This is a genomic window from Methylobacterium sp. AC433 (genome assembly GCF_979253015.1).
Genome location: NZ_CEEDBN010000016.1, coordinates 105197 through 124093, shown reverse-complemented (window position 1 = coordinate 124093; position 18897 = coordinate 105197). Strand labels below are relative to the sequence as shown.

Annotated in this window: 21 protein-coding genes; 8 read left to right on the top strand and 13 right to left on the bottom strand. The window is 72.2% G+C overall.

The features are described from left to right. Nucleotides 1-33 precede the first annotated feature (33 nt). The 5 genes from phnK to phnG are packed head-to-tail and all read right to left on the bottom strand — an operon-like array spanning nucleotide 34 to nucleotide 3890. Complete coding sequence (gene phnK, locus AC0IWM_RS19710) at nucleotides 34-804, bottom strand: phosphonate C-P lyase system protein PhnK (protein ID WP_471757767.1); 771 nt, start codon at nucleotides 802-804, stop codon at nucleotides 34-36. After that, nucleotides 804-1691 (bottom strand): alpha-D-ribose 1-methylphosphonate 5-phosphate C-P-lyase PhnJ, encoded by an 888-nt coding sequence (locus AC0IWM_RS19705; RefSeq protein ID WP_471757753.1) that lies wholly within the window; start codon nucleotides 1689-1691, stop codon nucleotides 804-806. The genes phnK and AC0IWM_RS19705 overlap by 1 nt, the downstream gene beginning before the upstream one ends. Next, a complete protein-coding gene (locus AC0IWM_RS19700) occupies nucleotides 1688-2809 on the bottom strand; it encodes a carbon-phosphorus lyase complex subunit (RefSeq protein ID WP_471757751.1) in 1122 nt (373 codons plus the stop codon). The genes AC0IWM_RS19705 and AC0IWM_RS19700 overlap by 4 nt, the downstream gene beginning before the upstream one ends. Then, a complete protein-coding gene (gene phnH, locus AC0IWM_RS19695) occupies nucleotides 2794-3477 on the bottom strand; it encodes a phosphonate C-P lyase system protein PhnH (RefSeq protein WP_471757749.1) in 684 nt (227 codons plus the stop codon). Before phnH ends, AC0IWM_RS19700 begins: the two co-directional genes overlap by 16 nt. After that, nucleotides 3477-3890 carry a phosphonate C-P lyase system protein PhnG gene (phnG, locus tag AC0IWM_RS19690; protein WP_471757765.1) on the bottom strand — a complete coding sequence of 138 codons (414 nt, stop codon included), beginning with the start codon at nucleotides 3888-3890 and terminating at the stop codon, nucleotides 3477-3479. The genes phnH and phnG overlap by 1 nt, the downstream gene beginning before the upstream one ends. Before the next feature lie 162 nt (nucleotides 3891-4052). Between phnG and phnF the strand changes: the two genes are divergently transcribed. The 3 genes from phnF to AC0IWM_RS19675 all read left to right on the top strand — a co-directional run bounded on the left by phnF (nucleotide 4053) and on the right by AC0IWM_RS19675 (nucleotide 8105). Continuing rightward, complete coding sequence (gene phnF, locus AC0IWM_RS19685) at nucleotides 4053-4799, top strand: phosphonate metabolism transcriptional regulator PhnF (RefSeq protein WP_471757747.1); 747 nt, start codon at nucleotides 4053-4055, stop codon at nucleotides 4797-4799. A gap of 332 nt (nucleotides 4800-5131) precedes the next feature. Next, nucleotides 5132-6013, top strand: coding sequence for an AraC family transcriptional regulator (locus tag AC0IWM_RS19680; RefSeq protein ID WP_471757745.1), 882 nt, complete (start codon nucleotides 5132-5134; stop codon nucleotides 6011-6013). Between the two features lie 58 nt (nucleotides 6014-6071). Beyond that, a complete protein-coding gene (locus AC0IWM_RS19675) occupies nucleotides 6072-8105 on the top strand; it encodes a YgiQ family radical SAM protein (protein WP_471757743.1) in 2034 nt (677 codons plus the stop codon). A 130-nt stretch (nucleotides 8106-8235) separates the two neighbouring features. On the opposite strand, the gene phnE (AC0IWM_RS19670) is transcribed toward AC0IWM_RS19675, so the two are convergent. The 6 genes from phnE (AC0IWM_RS19670) to AC0IWM_RS19645 form a co-directional block, all read right to left on the bottom strand. Next, nucleotides 8236-9102 (bottom strand): phosphonate ABC transporter, permease protein PhnE, encoded by an 867-nt coding sequence (phnE, locus tag AC0IWM_RS19670; RefSeq protein WP_471757741.1) that lies wholly within the window; start codon nucleotides 9100-9102, stop codon nucleotides 8236-8238. Next, nucleotides 9099-9977, bottom strand: a complete 879-nt coding sequence (gene phnE, locus AC0IWM_RS19665) for a phosphonate ABC transporter, permease protein PhnE (RefSeq protein WP_471757739.1) — start codon at nucleotides 9975-9977, stop codon at nucleotides 9099-9101. The genes phnE (AC0IWM_RS19670) and phnE (AC0IWM_RS19665) overlap by 4 nt, the downstream gene beginning before the upstream one ends. 41 nt (nucleotides 9978-10018) lie before the next feature. Further along, entirely contained in the window at nucleotides 10019-10945 is a 927-nt protein-coding gene (gene phnD, locus AC0IWM_RS19660) for a phosphonate ABC transporter substrate-binding protein (RefSeq protein WP_471757737.1), read from the bottom strand. A gap of 70 nt (nucleotides 10946-11015) precedes the next feature. Next, nucleotides 11016-11816, bottom strand: a complete 801-nt coding sequence (gene phnC, locus AC0IWM_RS19655) for a phosphonate ABC transporter ATP-binding protein (protein WP_471757735.1) — start codon at nucleotides 11814-11816, stop codon at nucleotides 11016-11018. Nucleotides 11817-11904: 88 nt separating this feature from the next. Next, complete coding sequence (locus tag AC0IWM_RS19650) at nucleotides 11905-12534, bottom strand: DapH/DapD/GlmU-related protein (RefSeq protein ID WP_471757733.1); 630 nt, start codon at nucleotides 12532-12534, stop codon at nucleotides 11905-11907. A 12-nt stretch (nucleotides 12535-12546) separates the two neighbouring features. Then, nucleotides 12547-13212, bottom strand: coding sequence for a DUF1045 domain-containing protein (locus AC0IWM_RS19645; RefSeq protein WP_471757731.1), 666 nt, complete (start codon nucleotides 13210-13212; stop codon nucleotides 12547-12549). A gap of 127 nt (nucleotides 13213-13339) precedes the next feature. Here AC0IWM_RS19645 and AC0IWM_RS19640 point away from each other — a divergent pair, with 127 nt between their 5' ends. From AC0IWM_RS19640 to AC0IWM_RS19630, 3 genes are all read left to right on the top strand, one after another. Then, the gene (locus tag AC0IWM_RS19640; RefSeq protein WP_471757729.1) at nucleotides 13340-14227 is read left to right on the top strand and encodes a DUF3108 domain-containing protein; all 888 of its coding nucleotides are present in this window, start codon (nucleotides 13340-13342) and stop codon (nucleotides 14225-14227) included. 74 nt (nucleotides 14228-14301) lie between these two features. Beyond that, on the top strand, nucleotides 14302-14772 hold the full coding sequence (locus AC0IWM_RS19635; RefSeq protein WP_471757727.1) for a low affinity iron permease family protein: 471 nt from the start codon (nucleotides 14302-14304) through the stop codon (nucleotides 14770-14772). Nucleotides 14773-14922: 150 nt separating this feature from the next. Continuing rightward, the gene (locus AC0IWM_RS19630) at nucleotides 14923-15141 is read left to right on the top strand and encodes a YgaP family membrane protein (RefSeq protein ID WP_056185312.1); all 219 of its coding nucleotides are present in this window, start codon (nucleotides 14923-14925) and stop codon (nucleotides 15139-15141) included. A 118-nt stretch (nucleotides 15142-15259) separates the two neighbouring features. Here the strand turns inward: AC0IWM_RS19630 and AC0IWM_RS19625 are convergent, their stop codons facing one another. Beyond that, nucleotides 15260-15526: a GlsB/YeaQ/YmgE family stress response membrane protein gene (locus AC0IWM_RS19625; RefSeq protein ID WP_056468223.1), complete on the bottom strand. Its 267-nt coding sequence runs from the start codon at nucleotides 15524-15526 to the stop codon at nucleotides 15260-15262. Nucleotides 15527-15825: 299 nt separating this feature from the next. Here AC0IWM_RS19625 and AC0IWM_RS19620 point away from each other — a divergent pair, with 299 nt between their 5' ends. After that, nucleotides 15826-16185: a RidA family protein gene (locus AC0IWM_RS19620; RefSeq protein ID WP_056468225.1), complete on the top strand. Its 360-nt coding sequence runs from the start codon at nucleotides 15826-15828 to the stop codon at nucleotides 16183-16185. Further along, nucleotides 16182-17324 (top strand): polyamine ABC transporter substrate-binding protein, encoded by a 1143-nt coding sequence (locus AC0IWM_RS19615; protein ID WP_471757725.1) that lies wholly within the window; start codon nucleotides 16182-16184, stop codon nucleotides 17322-17324. The genes AC0IWM_RS19620 and AC0IWM_RS19615 overlap by 4 nt, the downstream gene beginning before the upstream one ends. Before the next feature lie 88 nt (nucleotides 17325-17412). Here the strand turns inward: AC0IWM_RS19615 and AC0IWM_RS19610 are convergent, their stop codons facing one another. Continuing rightward, nucleotides 17413-18804: a M23 family metallopeptidase gene (locus AC0IWM_RS19610; RefSeq protein WP_471757723.1), complete on the bottom strand. Its 1392-nt coding sequence runs from the start codon at nucleotides 18802-18804 to the stop codon at nucleotides 17413-17415. Nucleotides 18805-18897 lie beyond the last annotated feature (93 nt).

The following is an 18897-nucleotide window of genomic DNA, read 5'->3' as shown; positions in this document are numbered from 1 at the left end:
GGGGAGGGAGGGGCAGAGGGGAAGGAGCAGGCGTCATGCGGCGAGCACCGAGGAGACGAGGAGCTGGGTGTAGGCGGCCTGCGGGTCGTCGAGGACCTGGTCGGTCAGGCCGGTCTCGATCACCCGGCCGGCCCGCATGACGAGGACGCGGTGCGAGAGCAGGCGCGCCACGGCGAGGTCGTGGGTGACGATGATGACGGCGAGGCCGAGCTCGGCCACCAGGCCCCGGATCATGTCGAGGAGGCGGGCCTGGACCGAGACGTCGAGGCCCGAGGTCGGCTCGTCCATGAGCACGAGGCGGGGCGCGGTGACGAGGTTGCGGGCGATCTGCAGGCGCTGGCGCATGCCGCCGGAGAAGCGGGTGGGCGGGTCGTCGATGCGGTCCGGGGCGATCTCGACGCGGGCGAGCCAGTCGAGGGCGGTGGCGCGGATGCGGCCGTAATGGCGGTCGCCGACGCCCATCAGGCGCTCGCCGACATTGCCCCCGGCCGAGACCGCCATGCGCAGGCCCTGGGTGGCGTCCTGGCGCACGAACCCCCAGTCGGTGCGCATCAGCGCGCGCCGCTCGACCACGCTCAGGGTGTCGAGGTCGCGGGTCGCGCCGTCGCGCAGGCGGTAGGCGACGGAGCCCGCATCGGCCGCGACCTCGCCGGCGACGAGCGAGAGCAGGGTCGACTTGCCGGAGCCCGATTCGCCGACCACCGCCAGGACCTCGCCGGGGTCGAGGGTGAAGCCGATGCCGTCGCAGGCGAGGCGGCGGCCGTAGCGCTTGGTCAGGCCCTCGACGATCAGGAGCGGTTCCATCACGCGGCCTCTCCGGTATGGCCGTCGGCGCGGCGGGTCTCGCAATGGTCGGTGTCCGAGCAGACGAACATCCGCCCCCCGGCATCGTCGAGGACGACCTCGTCGAGGTAGACGTCCTCGGCCCCGCAGAGGGCGCAGGGACGGTCGAAGCGTTGGACCCGGAAGGGGTGGTCCTCGAAGTCGAGGCTGCGCACCCGGGTATGGGGCGGGATCGCGTAGATGCGCTTCTCGCGGCCGGCCCCGAAGAGCTGGAGGGCGGGGCAGTCGTCCATCTTGGGATTGTCGAATTTCGGGGTCGGGGAGGGGTCCATCACGTAGCGGCCGGCCACCTCCACCGGATAGGCGTAGGTGGTGGCGATGTGGCCGTGGCGCGCGATGTCCTCGTAGAGCTTCACGTGCATGAGGCCGTACTCGGCCAGCGCGTGGAGCTGGCGCGTCTCGGTCTCGCGCGGCTCGAGGAAGCGGAGGGGCTCGGGGATCGGCACCTGGTAGACGAGGACCTGTCCCTCGGCGAGGGGCGCCTCGGGGATGCGGTGGCGGGTCTGGATCACCGTGGCCTCGGCCGTCCGCGTCGTCGTGGCGATTCCGGCGGTGGCGGTGAAGAAGCGCCGGATCGAGACCGCGTTGGTGGTGTCGTCGGCGCCCTGGTCGATCACCTTGAGGATGTCGGCGGCGCCGAGGATCGCGGCGGTGACCTGCACGCCGCCGGTGCCCCAACCGTAGGGCATCGGCATCTCGCGGGCGGCGAAGGGCACCTGGTAGCCGGGGATCGCGATGGCCTTGAGGATGGCCCGGCGGATCATCCGCTTCGTGCCCTCGTCGAGATAGGCGAAGTTGTAGCCGGTGCCGGCCGAGACGGTGGCGGTGGCAAGATCTGGCGCGTTCATTCGGCGGCCTCCCGCAGGGGGGCTTCGTCGGAATCGGGCGCGGCCGACCGGGCGGCGTGCTCGGCCCGCAGGCGCCGGACCAGTTCGAGCTCGGCCTGGAAGTCGACGTAGTGCGGCAGCTTCATGTGCTCGACGAAGCCGGTCGCCTGAAGGCTGTCGCAATGGGCGAGGACGAATTCCTGGTCCTGGGCCGGCACCGCGACGGACTCGCCGAGCTCGGCGGCCCGGAGCGAGCGGTCCACCAGCGCCATGGCCATGGCCTTGCGCTCGCCCTGGCCGAAGACGAGGCCGTAGCCCCGGGTGAATTGCGGCGGCACCGCGCCATGGCCGTGGAACTGGTTGATCATCTGGCACTCGGTCAGCTCGACCGTGCCGAGGCCGACCGGAAAGCCGAGTTCCTCCGGCGTGAAGGCGAGCTCCACCGCCCCGACCCGGATCTCGCCGACGAAGGGATGGGTGCGGCCGTAGCCGCGCTGCGTCGAGTAGCCCAGCGCCAGGAGGAAGCCCTCGTCGCCCCGGGCCAGCCCCTGCAGGCGCACCGCCCGGTCGGCGGGGTAGTCCACCGGCTCGCGGGTGAGATCGCCGACGGGGGCCCCTTCGTCCGGGGGCGAGGGTTCGAGGAGGCCGGCCTGGCCCAGGAGATCGGTGACCCGCGGGCAGGCGGCGGCATCGGCCTCCGGCTCCGCCTCGGCGGCGGCCTCGGGGCCGGCGCCGTCGGCCAGGCCGAAATCCACGAGGCGGTGGGTGTAGTCGAAGGTCGGGCCGAGCACCTGCCCGCCGGGCAGGTCCTTGAAGGTGGCGGAGATGCGCCGCGCCAGCGTCATCGCGCCGGTATCGACCGCCTCCGTGGCGCCGAAGCGCGGCAGGGTGGTGCGGTAGGCCCGCACCAGGAACACCGCCTCGACCACGTCGCCCCGGGCCTGCTTCAGGGCGAGGGCGGCCAGATCCGGATCGTAGAGGGAGCCCTCGGTCATCACCCGGTCGACGAGGAGGCGCATCTGCTCGCGGATCTGCGCCACGGTGAGCTCGGGCACGGCCGGGTCGCCGCGCCGGACCTCGGCCAGGAGCCGGTGGGCGTTGTCGATGGCGGCCTCGCCGCCCTTCACCGCGACGTACATGGCAGCGCCTCCAAACCCGCAGAATCGTCCGAACCCGCAAAATCATCCGAACCCGGCAGAGTTTCGGCGTCGACGGGCCGGGCCGAGCGCGGCAGCCCGGCGAGGCGGCCCGGCGCCACGAAGAAGCAGTCGATCCCCAGCGGGAAGCCCGCATGGTTCGCGGCCCAGCGCGCGGCCCAGTCGGCGGGCAGGGGCCCTGCCTCGAGCCGCGCCGTGCCGCGGATGCCCGGCCCCGCGAAGGCGAGCCCTTCGCGGGCGGCCCCGTCGGAGAGGGTGTCGACGGCGAGGATCAGCGTGGCGGAGGCATCCGGGTAGGCGGGGATGCCGGGTGCGAAATCCGTGAAGGCGGGGCAGCGGGCGGGATCGGCGATCAGCGCGAAGGCCGCCTGCGCGGGTGCGGCGACGATCGGCGCCCCGGTGTGGAAGCGCAGGAAGCCCGCGACCGCCGGGTCCGCCCGCAGGGGCGCATCGAGCCAGACCGGCGTGTCGGGGTCGGTGAGCGCCAGGGCCAGGGCCGCGAGCTCGGGGGTGAGGGGGGCGGGCGGCGCCAGGGCGGTGACCAGGGGCCGGATCCGGCCGGGCCGGCTCAGGGCCTCCATCGCGGCGCGGAACACGGCCTGGCCCTCGTGGACGGGATCGGCGAAGCCGCGGGCGAGGGGGGGCGCCATCAATCCTCTCCCCGCGCCAGGGTGAAGAAGTTGACCCGGGTGGCCGCCGCCTTGCGGGCGGCCTGCCGCGCGCCGTCCGCCCGGCGCCCTGCGATCTCGGCCAGCGCCGCCTCGAGGGCCGGGCGCGCCTCCGGGCGCTGCCAATGCGCGTCGAGGATGGCGGCGAGGCGTGCGCGGGTCCGGTCGCGGCCGAGATGGTAGGCGAAGCCGGTCTCGCCGCCGGGCAGGCGCACCGCCGCCCGGGTCACCGTGGCCTCGCCGGCATTGAAGGGCCGTCCGTCGCCGCCGATCCGCCCACGGACCATGACGAGGCCCGTCTCCGGCGCCCGCAGGTCCTCCGCCTCGGCAGCGGCGCCGGCCCGCGCCAGAGCGGCCCGCAATTCGTCGGTTGTCGCCGCACCGGCCCGCGCCATCGCCCGCCGGCGCGCGGCGGGGTCTGGCATCCCGGCCTCAGGTGGTGTTTGGCTGGCGCTCGGCATCGATCGGTCTCCAAACTTGTCTACATGTATAGACAAGCGGATGAGCGGGCACAAGGGTTTTCGAGGACGGATGCGGGCGAGCCAGGCGAGGCACTCATGACGGAGGCGGGCGACACCCGCGTGACGGCGCTCCAGCGCGGGGGCGGCCTCGCCGCCTGGCGGCAGATCGCCGACACCCTGGCGGGCGAGATCCGCGGCGGAACCCTGGGCGCAGGGGCGCAGCTGCCGGCCGAATCGGCGCTCGCCGCGCGCTTCGGCGTGAACCGGCACACGGTGCGCCGGGCGCTCGGGGTGCTCGCCGAGGGCGGGCTGGTGCGCACCACGCAGGGCCGGGGCAGCTTCGTGGAGCAGGGTCCGATTCCCTACCCGATCGGTCCGCGGACCCGCTTCTCCGAGATCGTCTCGCGCACCGGGCGCGAGGCCTGGGGCGACCTGATCGCGGCCGCGACCGTGCCGGCGGATGCGGACTGGGCCGAGGCCCTGGGGCTCGCCCCCGGCGCGCCGATCCTCGAACTCCTCACCGTGCACCGGGCCGACGGCGCCCCGATCTCGACGGCCCGGACCTGCCTGCCCCTGCCGCGCTTCACCGGCTTCGACGCCGTCTACGCCGCCAGCGGCTCGCTCACCCGCGCCTATGCGGGCTTCGGCGTGGCCGACTACACCCGGCTCTCGACCCGGATCGGCGCCCGCCCGGCCAGCTCCGAGGAAGCGGAACGCCTCGACATCGCCCCCGGCCGGACCCTGATCGCCCTGTCGAGCGTGAACGTGGACGGCGCCGGCCAGCGCATCCAGGCCACCCGCAGCCTGTTCGCGGCGGACCGGGTGGAGCTGGTGGTGGAGTGAGGGGCCACCGGTCCGGCCGGGGCACCCAGGGACCCGTCCGGCAGCGCCCCGCATCAGAGCATTCGGATGCCGCATGGGACGGTGCCGCGACGCTCATGGGATGTCCGGAGCGAAAAGCAGTTCGCTCATGCGATGAGGTTCGTTGGTGGAGGTCTGGTCCTTGGCCCCGCAGCGGACATTCCGCCTTCCACCCGACCCTGCCATTCGGCGAGGAATACGGCTTGCCCACGAACAGGCCCCGGAGCAGCGCCCGGCCCGAGCTCGACCGCAAGATCGGTCGAGCCGGGCATGCCCATTCGCGCATAGCTGATCGCGTCACGAAGGGCGGGACGATGCGTGTGGCGCTCCGAAACCATCAGGCCCGGATGCAGCGGGTGCTCGATCACATCGACCGGCACCTGGACGAGGAACTGGACCTGGAGACGGTCAGCGGCATCGCGGCTTTCTCGAAGTTCCACTTCCATCGGCGGTTCACGGCGGCCTTCGGATTGTCCCTGCACCGCTACGTTCAGCTGGCCCGCATGAAGCGCGCATCCTACCGGCTGGCCTACAGGGACGCCCAGAGCGTCACCGACGTCGCGATGGATGCCGGCTACGACGCGCCGGACGCCTTCGCCCGCGCCTTCCGGCAACGTTTCGGGCAATCGCCCTCGTCGTTCCGGAAGGCTCCCGACTGGGACTCGTGGCGCGCGGCCTTCGGGCCTCTCGACGAAGCGAGGAGCAAGCAGATGACAAGACCGTTCACGCCCGACGACGTGACGATCCGCGATGTGTCGGCGACGCGGGTCGCGATCATGGAGCACCGCGGCGATCCGGCGATGCTGGGGGCCACGCTCCAGCGGTTCATCGCCTGGCGGACGGCCGCCGGCCTGCCCCCCAGGACGAACCCGACCTTCAACGTCTGGCGGTCCGAGCGGCGTCCCGCCGCGCCGGGCGACTTTCGCGTGGACCTCTGTGTCGGAACCGACCGGCCGGTCTCGGCGAACGGCGCGCCGATCACGGTCGGGGAGATCCCGGCGGGACGCTGCGCGGTGCTGCGCGTCGTCGGTCGAACCGACGACCTGGAGTCGCCCGCGCTGTACCTCTCTCGCCAGTGGCTGCCCGCCAGCGGCGAGGAGGCGCGAGACTTTCCCCTCTACTGCCAGCGCCTCGCGTTCTTCCCGGAGGTGCCGGAGCACGAGGCGATCGCGGAGGTGTTCCTGCCGCTGAAATGAGCCGGCCCAGGGGCGGCTTCGTTGAGCTCGCGGCCCGGGCGGGCTATGCACTGTGCCCATGGACCTCCAAGCTTCCGCGAGTCGATCCCCGGCTCCCCTCGCCTGCAAGCGGCCGCTGACCGGGAAAGCCGCGCCGTTCCTGCCCATGAGCCGCGCCGAGATGGACGCGCTCGGGTGGGACGCCTGCGACATCGTCCTGGTGACGGGCGACGCCTATGTCGACCATCCGAGCTTCGGCATGGCCATCATCGGCCGGCTGCTCGAGGCGCAGGGCTTCCGGGTCGGCATCATCGCGCAGCCCGACTGGCAATCGGCGGAGCCGTTCAAGGCGCTGGGCCGGCCGACGCTGTTCTTCGGCGTCACCGGCGGCAATCTCGATTCGATGGTGAACCGCTACACGGCGGACCGTCGCCTGCGAAGCGACGACGCCTACACGGCGGGCGGGCAAGGCGGCGCCCGCCCGGACCGCTCGACCATCGTCTACACGCAGCGCTGCCGCGAGGCCTACAAGGACGTGCCGATCATCCTCGGCGGCATCGAGGCCTCGCTGCGCCGCATCGCCCACTACGATTACTGGTCCGACAAGGTGCGCCGCTCGATCCTGGCGGACGCCAAGGCCGACCTGCTCCTCTACGGCAATGCCGAGCGCGCCGTGGTCGAGGTGGCGAACCGCCTCGCGGCCGGCGAGGCGCCGCACGACCTCGACTCCGTCCGCGGCGTCGCCCTGTTCCGCCGCGTGCCCGAGCACTACACCGAGCTGCCCGCCGACGATCTCGATTCGGCCGACGAGGCCGCCAGCCGCCGCCCCGGCGAGACCGTGATCCGGCTGCCCGCCTACGACGAGGTCAAGGACGACAAGGAGGCCTATGCGCGGGCCTCGCGGGTGCTGCACCGGGAGGCCAACCCCGGCAACGCCCGCCCCCTCGTCCAGCGCCACGGCGACCGCGACCTCTGGCTGAACCCGCCGCCGATCCCGCTCTCCAGCGAGGAGATGGATGCGGTCTACGACCTGCCCTACGCCCGCGCGCCCCATCCCGCCTACGGCGACGCGAAGATCCCCGCCTGGGACATGATCAAGTTCTCCGTGACGATCATGCGCGGCTGCTTCGGCGGCTGCACCTTCTGCTCCATCACCGAGCACGAGGGCCGCGTCATCCAGAACCGCTCGGAAGGCTCGATCCTGCGCGAGATCGAGCGGATCCGCGACAAGACGCCGGGCTTCACGGGGGTGATCTCGGATGTCGGCGGCCCGACGGCGAACATGTACCGGATGGCCTGCAAGGACCCGAAGATCGAGGCGGCGTGCCGGCTGCCCTCCTGCGTCTTCCCCGACATCTGCCCGAACCTGAACACCTCGCACGACGACCTGATCCGGCTCTATCGCAAGGTCCGCGAGGTGGAGGGCGTCAAGAAGGTGATGGTCGCCTCCGGCGTGCGCTACGATCTGGCGGTCCGAAGCCCCGAATATGTCGAGGAGCTCGTGACCCATCACGTCGGCGGCCGTCTCAAGATCGCGCCCGAGCACACCGAGCGCGGCCCCCTCGACCTGATGATGAAGCCGGGGATCGGCACCTACGACCGCTTCAAGGAGATGTTCGACGCCGCCGCCAAGAAGGCCGGCAAGAAGTACTACCTGATCCCGTACTTCATCGCGGCGCATCCGGGCACGACCGACGAGGACATGCTGAACCTCGCCCTCTGGCTCAAGAAGAACGACTACCGCGCCGACCAGGTCCAGACGTTCCTGCCCTCGCCCATGGCGACCGCCACGACCATGTACCACACCGAGATCAACCCGCTGGAGGGCGTGCGGCGCGGCGGCAGCCAGCCGGTCGACGCGATCAAGGGAATGCGGCAGCGTCGGCTGCACAAGGCGTTCCTGCGCTACCACGACCCCGAGAACTGGCCCCTGCTGCGCGAGGCGCTGCGGGACATGGGCCGGGCCGACCTGATCGGGCCGCGGCCGGACCAGCTCGTGCCGTCCTCGCAGCCGTCCGGAACCGGGCTGGGCAAGGCGCGCGGCCAGCAGCGGCCCATGCGCCATCCGGGCGCGCCGCGTTTCACCACCAAGGGCGTGCCCCTGCGGAAGTGACGGCCAGTCGCCCCCGGCGACCGGATGCGCCGGGGGCGGCCTTGGGGGGCGGCCTTTGGCGGTCCCGCGGCCCTGAGCGGACGGGCAGAAAGTCCCTCGTCGACCGCGTGACCGGGACCCGGCGTCGCCCCTACCGTGCCGCGCCGCCGATCAGGGTCCGGCGCAGGCGTCCCGAGACGGCGTCGATGATCGCCACGGTCACGAGGATCATCAGGATCAGGAAGGCGACCTGGCGCAGTTCGAGGACGCGGATCAGCTCGCTGAGATACTGGCCGATGCCGCCCGCGCCGACGATGCCGATGATGGTGGCCGAGCGGGTGTTCGACTCGAAGAAGTACAGCACCTGGCTGCCGAGCACCGGCAGCACCGCCGGGATCAGCCCGAAGCGGATGCGGTGCAGCTCGGCGCCACCGGAGGCGGAGACGCCCTCGGCGGCCTTGCCGTCGACGGTCTCGACCGCCTCGGAGAACAGCTTGCCGAGCGCCCCGAAATCCGCGCAGGCGATGGCGAGCGCCCCGGCGAAGGGGCCGAGCCCGACGACGTTGATCCAGATCAGCGCCCAGATCAGCACGTCGACCGAGCGCACCACGTCGAGGCCGCGCCGCACGGTGAAGTGCACGAAGGGGTTCGGCACGACGTTGCGGGCGGCGAGGAACGCCACCGGAAACGCCAGGAGCGCGGCCGTCAGCGTGCCGATGAAGGCGATGCCGAGGGTCTCGGCCAGGGCCTGCAGGAAGGTCCAGGCCCGGCCGCCGGCCTCCGGCGGCAGCATCAGCAGGCTGAACTCGCCGAGGCGCCCGAGCCCGGCGAGGAGGCGGGTGGCGGAGAAATCGAGGCGGACCATCGCGTAGCCCGCCAGGGCGACGAGGCCGGCGAGGGCGAGGACCGCGAGGAGCCGCCCCCGCCAGGCCGGGCGGAAGCTGCCGGGAAAGCGCCGGCGCAGGGCTGCGATCTCGGCGGGGCCGAGATGGACCGGATCGCGCTCGGGACCCTTCATCGCAAGCCCCCGAGAAGCCCGTGGCGCAGGCGCTCGGTGCCGAGGTCGATCGCCATCACGGTGAGGATGATCAGGACCAGGATGGCGCTGACGTCGGCGTAGTAGAAGTTGCGGATCGCCACGAGGAGTTCCTGCCCGATGCCGCCGGCTCCGACGAAGCCCATGACGCCGGCGCCGCGCACGTTGATCTCGAAGCGCAGCAGCCCGTAGGAGACGAAGTTCGACAGCACCTGGGGCAGCACGGCGAAGCGCAGGGTCTCGATCCGCCCGGCCCCGGCGGCGGTGAGGCTCTCCACCGGCTTCATGTCGATGTTCTCGACGACCTCGGAGAACAGCTTGCCGAGGGCCCCGGTGGTGTGGATCGCCAGCGCCAGCACGCCCACCATCGGCCCGAGGCCGAAGGCGATGACGAAGATCAGCGCGAACACGATCTCCGGCACGGTGCGGCAGAATTCCAGGCCGCGCCGCACGAGGAAGCAGGCCGTCCGGCTGCCGGCCACGTTGGCGGCGGCGGAGAAGCACAGCACGAAGCCGCCGAGCGCCCCCAGGAGGGTGCCCAGATAGGCCATCAGCAGGGTCTCGCCCAGGAGACCGAGCCATTTCGGCCAGCCCCAGTACCATTCGGCGAGGTCTCCCGGCAGGTTCGCCAGGGTCAGGTGGGGCAGGATCTGGGCGATGTAGTCGGTGAAGCGGCCGAGATTGGCCGCCAGCACGAGGGGACGCACCTCGGCGGCCTGGGCGGCGAGCCCGGCGAGCACCACGAGCGCGGCGAGGCTGGCCCAGGTCCGGCGCCGGGTCGCGGCCACGGCCGCGCCGTAGGCCCCCGCCAGGGCGGCGGCCCGGGCCGGGGGCAGGGGCGTGATCCGCTCAGGCATCGGTGGTCACCGGCGGCCCGCGCCGATCGGGACGGGTCCGCTCAAGACTTGCGGCGCTGGTCGTCGTTGAACTTCAGCATCTCGATGATCGGCTGGTAGTCCTTCAGGGTCACGGGGGTGAAATCCTGGTCCTTGCCGTCCGAGAGCCGGTCGAAGGCGGCCTTGTCGGCCTTGGGCATCGCCACGAGGGCGTCGCGGATCTTCGCCTTGAGGTCGTCGGGCAGGCTCGCCAGCATGGCGAAGGGGCCCTCGGGCAGGAAGTCGGACTTGAACACCACGCGGAAGTCGTTCTGGCCCATCGCCGTGCCGTCGGGCTTCTTGAGCATGCCCTTGGTGGCCATCCGGGTGATCATGGTGTCGGTGTCGGAGTTGTAGAGATTGGCCGCCGCGTCCACGGTGCCCTGCACCAGGGCCAGGACGGCGTTCTCGTGGCTGCCGGCATAGACCGTCTTGCCGAAGACCGTGTCGACCGGGTGGCCGGCCCTGTGCAGGAAGTAGCGCGGCGCCTGGTTGCCGGAGGTGGAGTTCGGGTCGACCAGGGCGAGGTTCTTGCCCTTCAGGTCCTCGATCGTCTTGTACGGGCTGTCGGCGCGCACGTAGATCACCGAGTAGTAGCCCGAGGCGCCGTTGTCGTGGCGCTGGTTGACGATGGGCTCGATCTTGACGCCGGTCATCACCGCGCGGGCGAAGGAGGCGGGGCCGTAGAAGGCGAGTTGGGCATTGCCGGCGCGCTGGCTCTCGATCACCGCGGCGTAGTCGTTGGCGATGCGCAGCTTCACCGGCACGCCGAGGGTCTTCGACAGGTAGGCGGTCATCGGCGCGTAGCGATCGGCGGTGCCCGACGCGTTCTCGGCCGGGATCACCGCCAGGGTCAGCTCCGGATAGGCCGCCTTCCAGTCCTGCGCGGCGGCCGGGAGGGCGAGGAGGGCGAGCGCGAGGGCTCCGGCGAGGGATCGACGGGTCAGCATGGGAAACTCCCGGAGGGGTGGGCGAGGCATCAGGCCGAGGGGTGGAGCGAAGGGGTCGAGCGACGAGGGGTCAAGCGACCAGGGCGGCCGGATAGGCCTGGGGCCGCACCGGCTCGGGGGCATCGAGGACCTCGCCGGCCTCCAGCCCGTAGAGCTGGCGGGCGACCGCCTCGGTGAGGTCGGCGGGAGCGCCGTCGAAGACGAGGCGGCCGTCGGCGAGGCCGACGAGGCGGTCGCAATAGCCGCGGGCCAGGTCGAGGGAATGCAGGTTGCACAGCACGGTGAGGCCGTGGCGCCGGTTGGCCTCCGCCAGGGCGTCCATGACGATGCGGGTGTTGCGCGGGTCGAGGGAGGCCACGGGCTCGTCGGCGAGGATGAGGTCGGGGGCCTGCATCATCGCCCGCGCGATGGCGACGCGCTGCTGCTGGCCGCCGGAGAGCTGGTCGGCCCGGTGGCCGGCGAAGTCGCCCATGCCGAACTCGTCGAGGGCGGCCAGCGCCAGGGCGCGCTCGCGTTCGGACCAGAGCTTGAGCAGGGAGCGGTGGCGGGGCACCTCGGAGAGCCGGCCCATCAGCACGTTGCTCAGCACGTCGAGGCGGCCGACGAGGTGGAACTGCTGGAAGATCATCGCGCAGCGCGCCCGCCAGCGCCGCAGGTCGCGCCCGCGCAGGGCCGTGACGTCGAGCCCCTCGAACAGGATGCGGCCGCCGGTCGGCTCGGCGAGGCGGTTGATCATCCGCAGCAGGGTCGACTTGCCGGCGCCCGAGCGCCCGATCACGCCGACGAACTGGCCGCGGGGGATGGAGAGGGAGACGCTGTCCACCGCGCGACGGTCGCCGTAGTGGCGGGCAAGACCTTCGAGGATCAGCATGGAGTCTCCGGCGATTCAGGTCGATCGCCGGTAGACCCGCCCCACGCGACAGGAGAATGACTATTCCCCGGCTAACCAATAGCCGGCATTATTGTGCCTCGGCTTCGTGGCGTTCCAGGAATGCTTCGATCGACAGGGCGCGGAAGTCGGGCAGCGCCCGGCCCAGGCGCGCGTGGTCCCAGTCCCACCAGGCCAGCGCCTGCAGGCGCTCGGCGATCGCCTCCGGGAACCGGCGGCGCACCACGCGGCCGGGATTGCCGACCACGATGGTGTAGGGCGCCACGTCCCGGGTCAGGATCGTGCCCGCGCCGATGACCGCCCCGGTGCCGATGCTGCGCCCGGGCAGGACCACGGCGCCGTACCCGATCCAGACGTCGTGGCCGATGCGGACCGGCAGGGCCCGGCGCCGGGCGAAGAAGGCCGCCTCGTCGGTCTCGCCCGGCCAGTAGGCGCTGGCCCGGTAGGTGAAGTGGGATTGCGAGGCCCGCTCCATCGGGTGGTTGCCGGGATTGATCCGCACATGCGAGGCGATGGAGCAGAACTTGCCGATGGTCGTGTCGTTCGCCTGCCCGTCCTCGACGATGTAGGAATAATCGTCGAGGCTCGTCTCGCTGAGGCGCGTGCGCGCGCCGACCTCGGTGTAGCGGCCGAGGCGGCAATCCGAGAGCCGGGCCGTGGGGTGGACGGCCGGTTCGAGGCCGAGGCGATCGGAGACCATCACGCGATCCTGTCAGGCGGAGAAGGGGAGGCGGCGCAGGAGGCGGAACGGCGCCGCGCCGTCCTGGACGACCACGCTCAGCGCATCGATCGCGAGGTCGGGCAGCCCCGCGGCGGCCTCGGCCAGCAGGGGCAGGGCGGTCGCCCGGTCCTCCGGCCCGAGGGGGCCGGTGAGCGTCATGTGAAAGCGGAAGGCCTCGAAGACGTGCGGGTAGCCCCAGCGCTCCAGCAGCGCCCGGCCACGGGGATCGAGGCGCTCGGGCCGGCGGCGGGCGCGCTCGGCCTCGGTGAGGGGCGCCCGCAGGGGATCGAGGGCCGCGACGCACTCGGCGGCGAGCAGCCCGAGGGCGGGCGGGGGTACCGCCGGCACCAGGGCGGCGAAGGCCCCGAGGGCGGCCACCCGCAGGGGGCCGACGGGCAGCGGGCTCCGGTGCGCCGCCAGGGCCTCGGCCGCCGCGAGGAGATCGGCCTCGGTCGCCCCCGGGGCGAGGCGCATCGGCGCTTTCAGGGTGGCGTGGAAGCCGTAGAGGCGCGGCTCGGCGGTGTGGGCGGCCAGGATCGCCCGGAGCGCCTCCGGGCCGGGCGCCGGGCCGGGGCCGAGGATCGCGTCGCCGAAGGCGGCCAGCGCCGAGCCCGGGGCCGGCGTGACGTACAGGGCGTATCGGGTGGGTCGGTCCAACGGGGTCCTGTCCTGGCGGCGCGCGGGATGCTCGGCTGCACGCGAGGTGCCGAAGCGCGCATACTACGCGCGCCCGACGGCGATATGACAGGGTGGGCGCCGCACGCGGCGCGATGAGGCGATCCCGGTGTCCGCTCGCAGGCACAGATGTTCCCTGGCCCCGCACGCCCTGTCCCTGTCGGCCGCCCTGCTCGTGGCCGGCGGGACCGGCGCGAAGGCCGTGGGCGACGCCCCCGCGCGTCGCTTCACGGCGGCCTACGGTCTCAGCTTCCTGAACCTGCCGGCGGGCGAGGCCAGCCTCGTGGTGGAGCGGGCGGGCGAGCGCTACGCCCTCGAACTCGATGCGGGCCTGCGCGGCCTCGCCGGCTTCTTCTTCGACGGGGCCGGCAAGGCCACGGTCGCCGGTTCGGCGACCCGCGCCGGCGCGGTCACCGCCACCTTCCGGATCGACAGCCGCTACGGCGGCAAGCCGATCGCGGTGGCGCTCGACCTCGCCGGCGGGCGCGTGCGCAGCGCCAGCGTCGAGCCGCCCCCGACCCCGCGCGCGGACCGGGTCCCGGTGGCGCCGGAGGACAGGGTCGGCGTGGTCGACCCCCTGACCATGCTGACGATTCCCCTCGGGGCCGCCCCCCTGGACGTGGGCCTGTGCGACCGGCGCATCCCGGTCTTCGACGGGGTGAGCCGGGCCGACCTCGTCCTGTCGCGCGGCAGCCTCGTGACGGTGTCGGAGGGCGCCTATCGCGGCCCCGCCCTCGACTGCCGGGTGCGCTGGGTGCCGATCTCCGGGCACCGCTCCGGCGGGAGCAACGTCCGCCGGATGGCCGCCAACGACGATCTGCGGGTGCGCTTCGCCCCGATCCTCGACGGGACGCTGCTGCTGCCGCTGTCGATCACGGTCGCCACCGGATGGGGCACGGTGCGGATCGAGGCGACGCGCTGGGGCGGGGCGCCGCCCGGCCCGGAAGCCCCGGCGGCGAAGGCCGGCGTGACCGTGCGCCTGCCCAACGCCCGCTAGGCGCGCGGCAACGGTTTCCCGCCGTCGCGGGTTCTTTCCCCGGTCAGCGCGGCCATCGTGAGCGAGGAGGTCGCATGCGCGTCGGAAGCCTGAAATCGGCCCAGCTCTTCACCGCCTTCGCCTCGAAGGTGGCCCGCGCCGCCGGGCGCCCGGCGACCTTCGCGGTCAGCATCGCGCTGATCCTGGCCTGGGCGGTGACGGGGCCGCTGTTCGGCTTCTCCGACACCTGGCAGCTCATCATCAACACCGGCACCACCATCGTGACGTTCCTGATGGTGTTCCTGATCCAGAACACCCAGAACCGCGACGGCGCGGCGATCCAGGCCAAGCTCGACGAGCTGATCCGGGCCAGCGCGGCGCAGAACCGCTACATCGGCATCGAGAGCCTGACCGAGGAGGAACTCGACGACCTGCGGGCGCGCTGCGCGAAGCGGGCACCCCTGGACGATCTCGAGGCGGCCGCCTGCGCGGCCGAGGCGGAGGCCCACCGCAAGGCCGAGGCCGCCGCCGCGCGGGCCGGCGGCCTGACCGCCTATCCGCGCTGATCCGGTTCCCGGAGCGGAGGCCAAGCGGCCGCAGGACACCGCCCGGCGAAGGGCCTTGCGGCGACGACACCGTGCCGCGCCGCACCCTGGCGGTGGAACGCCCGATCCTCCGCCGCGTTCGCCCCGCGACGCAGCATAGGAGACGCCAGCATGGCCAATGCGATGATCCACGACATCTTCAGCGGCACCCCGAACCTCACCACCACGGAGCGCGCCGTCTCGGTGGTGCTCGGCCTCGGCATCGCCGCCGCCGCCGCCCAGCCGCGCCCGAACAAGTGGCTCAGCCTCGCGGCCCTCGTGGTCGGCGCCGGCCTCGCCATCCGCGGCGCCACCGGCCACTGCGCCGTCAAGGCCGTGACGGAGGCCTGAACCGGCCCCGCGCCCGGTGCCCGAGCGTATCGGGGATCGGGCGGCTCTCGATCGGACACGAAAAAGGGGCGCCCCGGTGAGGCGCCCCTTTCGCTTCGGACTTCGATGTCGCGTGGCCTTACAGCGTGGTGGTCGAGCGGCGGCCCTGGATGAAGCCGTAGATCGCCAGCACGACGATCGCGCCGACGACCGCGCCGATCAGACCCGCGCCCTGGTTCGGACCGTACCAGCCGAGCGCCTGACCGAGGAAGGTGGCCACGAAGGCGCCGACGATGCCGAGGATCGTGGTCAGGATGAAGCCGGCCGGCTCGTTGTTGCCCGGCATGATGAACTTGGCGATGACACCGGCCAGGAAGCCGATGATGATGGTCCAGATGATACCCATGAGCTGATCCTCGAACTTGGCCGAACCCTCTGGGTCGGACGTCACTGGCGGTAGCGGCGGGCTTCTCAGCCTTGGCCTTAGCGCATGGGGTGAGAACGCCGCATCCGTGGGATGAGTTGCGCTGCACGAAGCGACTTTGTCGCGTGGCACGCGAAGACGGTCCGGCGCGGCCGGATTCCCGCGCGCAGGGCCGCGGGCCCCTTTACGTTCGGGTCCCCGGCGCGGCACAACGCTTGCCCCGAGCCGGGATGCCGCGTGGCGTCCCAAGGCCGATCCGCGAAGAGGCACGTTTTTCCGTCATGACGATCCAGCGCTTCGAATCCGGTCCCCGCATGAGCCAGGCCGTCACCTACGGCGACATGGTGTTCCTCGCGGGCCAGGTGGCCGGCACGGTGGTGGGCGCCGGCGTCACCGCGCAGACCCAGGAGATCCTCGGCGAGATCGACCGCCTGCTGGCGGCGGCCGGCACCGACAAGAGCCGCATCCTCACCGCCACGATCTACCTGGCCGACATCGCCACCTTCGCCGAGATGAACGCCGCCTGGGACGCCTGGGTGGCCAAGGACAACCCGCCGGCCCGCGCCACGGTGGAGGCCAAGCTCGCCGCCCCCGAATACCGCGTCGAGATCGTGGTGGTGGCTGCGAAAGGACAGGCATGATCCGAGCCGGCACCCGCCGCGCGCTCCTGTCCGGGGGGCTGGTCGCCGGGGCGCTCGCCGCCCTGGCGCTCGGCCTGCCCGGGGCGCGGGCCGAGACGCCCGCGCCGAAGGGCGAGCGCGTGGTCAACATCTACAACTGGTCGGACTACATCGACCCGAAGATGCTCGACGCCTTCACGAAGGAGACCGGCATCAAGGTCGTGTACGACACCTACGACAACAACGAGATCCTCGAGACCAAGCTGCTGGCCGGGCGCTCGGGCTACGACGTGGTGGCGCCCTCCGGCCCGTTCCTGCAGCGGCTGATCCGGGCGGGGGTGTTCCAGCCCCTCGACAAGGCGAAGATCCCCAACCTCGTCCATGCCTGGCCCGAGATCGCGGCGCGGCTGGCCACCTACGACCCCGGCAACACCTACGCCGTGGACTACATGTGGGGCACCACCGGCATCGGCGTGAACCTCGCCCTGGTGCGCGAGCGCCTGGGGGCGAGCCAGCCTCTCAACACCTGGAGCCTCGTCCTCAATCCGGGCCTGATGGCCAAGCTCAAGGATTGCGGGGTGATGCTGCTCGATTCCCCCGAGGACCTGATCCCGAGCCTGCTGCCGTTCTACGGCTTCAAGCCGGATTCCAAGCGCTGGGACGACATCACCCAGGTCACCGACGCCCTGTTCAAGGTGCGCGGCTCGGTGCGCAAGTTCCACTCCTCGGAATACATCAACGGGCTGGCCAACGGCGACCTCTGCCTCGCGGTCGGCTATTCGGGCGATGTGATGCAGGCCCGCAAGCGCGCCGAGGAGGCCAAGAACGGGGTCGAGATCGGCTATCTCATTCCCCGCGAGGGCGCGCTGATGTGGTTCGACGCCTTCGCGATCCCGAAGGACGCCCCCCATCCCGCCGAGGCCCACGCCTTCCTCGACTACATGATGCGGCCCGAGGTGGCGGCGGCCAACACCAACTTCGTCTCCTATGCCAGCGGCAACGCGGCGGCCCGGAAGTTCGTCAAGCCCGAGATCCTGGGCAATCCCGGCATCTACCCGGACGAGGCGACGATGCAGCGACTCGCCAGCAACACCGCCTGGGACGACCGCACCCAGCGCTTCGTCACCCGGAGCTGGACCCGGGTGCGCACCGGCCGCTGAGGCACCGGCGACACGCAAGGCCGCGCAAACGAGAACGGCGGCCCCTCGGGGCCGCCGTTTCGGTTTTCGGGGTGCTCCGACCGGAGGGTCAGTTGCTGGCGAGGTGGGGCATCGGGTCGACCGGGGTCGCGCCCTTGCGGATCTCGAAGTGGAGCTGGGGCGAGGTCACGTTGCCGGAGGCGCCGGACTTCGCGATGGTCTGGCCGCGCTTCACCTTCTCGCCGGGGCGGACGTCGAGCTCGCCGTTATGGGCGTAGGCCGAGACGTAGCCGTTGGAGTGGCGCACCAGGACGAGCTTGCCGTAGCCCTTCACGTCGGAGCCGGCATAGGCGACGGTGCCGTCCTCGGCCGCCTTCACCGCGGTGCCCTCGGGCACCGAGATGTTGATGCCCTCGTTGCCGGAGGTGCCGTAGCCCGAGATCACCCGGCCCTTGGCGGGCCAGCGGAACGACTGCTCCGCGGCAGGGGCGGCGACGGAACCGGTGCTGGCGGGCTCGGCCTTGGGGGCCTCGACCGCGGCGACCTTCACGGGCGCCTTGCTGGCTTCCGCGGCCTTCGCCTCGGCGACCTTGCGGGCCGCGTCCTTGGCGGCATCGGCCTTGGCCTGCTTGGCCGCCTCGGCCTCGGCCGTCCTGCGGGCCGCCTCGGCCTTCTTCGCCGCTTCCTTGGCCGCGTCCTTGGCCGCCTCGGCCTTCACCTCGGCCTTGGCTTCCTTGATCTCGATCTTGCGGACCGGCTTGTCCTCGGCCTTGGCGACGGCCTGCCCGGGACGAACATGGGCCTTGCGGGCATCGGCAGCCTTGGTCTCGGCAACCTTGGCGGCCTCCACGACCCTGCGCGCCTCGGCGAGCTTGGCGGCGCTCGCCGCCTTGTCCGCGGCCTTGCGGGCCTCGGCGGCCTTGCCGGCCTCCAGGGCCTTGCGGGCTTCGGCGAGCTTGGCCGCCTCGGATTCGCGTCTGGCCTCGGCGGCCTCCGCCTCGCGGCGGGCGTCGGCGGCGCGCTTCTCGGCGGCCCGGTCGATCACCTTCGGGGCCGGCGCGGCGGGCACCGCGCGGGTGTTCATGCGGGCCGCGTCGGGGTTCATGCCCGAGACCGCCGAACCGGTCATGCCACCGGACGTCATGCCACCCGAGACCGGCTCGGTGGAGGCGAGGCGGGTGGTCTGGGCACGGGCCGGGGCGGGGGCCGCCGCCATCGGGCGGGGCGACATGGCGGTGGGCGACATCGCGGCGCCCGGGGCCCCGAGGGCCTGGGACTGGATGCGGCTGGTGCGCACCACCGGCGCCGGGGCGATCTCGCCGTCGGGCAGGCTGCCCGTCGCGGCGGGCTCGCTCGACAGGTTGGAGGCAAACGGATTGCCGAAGGGATCGCCCAACCGGGACGCATCCGAAGAACAGGCGGCCGCGCCGCCCCCAATCACGCCGATGAGCGCGAAACGCGACAGCGTCCTCAACCCTCGACCAGTCCCGCGAACCCGCATCGACGCACCTGTTTGCCTGACGCAACTTGATGACGTCATTCAAACCGGATTCAGGTTAAGCAACCGTTCCGATTCACCACGTTTGCGCCACGA

Excerpts from the sequence above, each read along its gene's own strand:
- phnK (WP_471757767.1), bottom strand. The coding sequence starts at position 804 with ATGGAACCGCTCCTGATCGTCGAGGGCCTGACCAAGCGCTACGGCCGC.
- AC0IWM_RS19705 (WP_471757753.1), bottom strand. The coding sequence starts at position 1,691 with ATGAACGCGCCAGATCTTGCCACCGCCACCGTCTCGGCCGGCACCGGC.
- AC0IWM_RS19700 (WP_471757751.1), bottom strand. The coding sequence starts at position 2,809 with ATGTACGTCGCGGTGAAGGGCGGCGAGGCCGCCATCGACAACGCCCAC.
- phnH (WP_471757749.1), bottom strand. The coding sequence starts at position 3,477 with ATGGCGCCCCCCCTCGCCCGCGGCTTCGCCGATCCCGTCCACGAGGGC.
- phnG (WP_471757765.1), bottom strand. The coding sequence starts at position 3,890 with ATGGCGCGGGCCGGTGCGGCGACAACCGACGAATTGCGGGCCGCTCTG.
- phnF (WP_471757747.1), top strand. The coding sequence starts at position 4,053 with ATGACGGAGGCGGGCGACACCCGCGTGACGGCGCTCCAGCGCGGGGGC.
- AC0IWM_RS19680 (WP_471757745.1), top strand. The coding sequence starts at position 5,132 with ATGCGTGTGGCGCTCCGAAACCATCAGGCCCGGATGCAGCGGGTGCTC.
- AC0IWM_RS19675 (WP_471757743.1), top strand. The coding sequence starts at position 6,072 with ATGGACCTCCAAGCTTCCGCGAGTCGATCCCCGGCTCCCCTCGCCTGC.
- phnE (WP_471757741.1), bottom strand. The coding sequence starts at position 9,102 with ATGAAGGGTCCCGAGCGCGATCCGGTCCATCTCGGCCCCGCCGAGATC.
- phnE (WP_471757739.1), bottom strand. The coding sequence starts at position 9,977 with ATGCCTGAGCGGATCACGCCCCTGCCCCCGGCCCGGGCCGCCGCCCTG.
- phnD (WP_471757737.1), bottom strand. The coding sequence starts at position 10,945 with ATGCTGACCCGTCGATCCCTCGCCGGAGCCCTCGCGCTCGCCCTCCTC.
- phnC (WP_471757735.1), bottom strand. The coding sequence starts at position 11,816 with ATGCTGATCCTCGAAGGTCTTGCCCGCCACTACGGCGACCGTCGCGCG.
- AC0IWM_RS19650 (WP_471757733.1), bottom strand. The coding sequence starts at position 12,534 with ATGGTCTCCGATCGCCTCGGCCTCGAACCGGCCGTCCACCCCACGGCC.
- AC0IWM_RS19635 (WP_471757727.1), top strand. The coding sequence starts at position 14,302 with ATGCGCGTCGGAAGCCTGAAATCGGCCCAGCTCTTCACCGCCTTCGCC.
- AC0IWM_RS19630 (WP_056185312.1), top strand. The coding sequence starts at position 14,923 with ATGGCCAATGCGATGATCCACGACATCTTCAGCGGCACCCCGAACCTC.
- AC0IWM_RS19625 (WP_056468223.1), bottom strand. The coding sequence starts at position 15,526 with ATGGGTATCATCTGGACCATCATCATCGGCTTCCTGGCCGGTGTCATC.
- AC0IWM_RS19620 (WP_056468225.1), top strand. The coding sequence starts at position 15,826 with ATGACGATCCAGCGCTTCGAATCCGGTCCCCGCATGAGCCAGGCCGTC.
- AC0IWM_RS19615 (WP_471757725.1), top strand. The coding sequence starts at position 16,182 with ATGATCCGAGCCGGCACCCGCCGCGCGCTCCTGTCCGGGGGGCTGGTC.
- AC0IWM_RS19610 (WP_471757723.1), bottom strand. The coding sequence starts at position 18,804 with ATGCGGGTTCGCGGGACTGGTCGAGGGTTGAGGACGCTGTCGCGTTTC.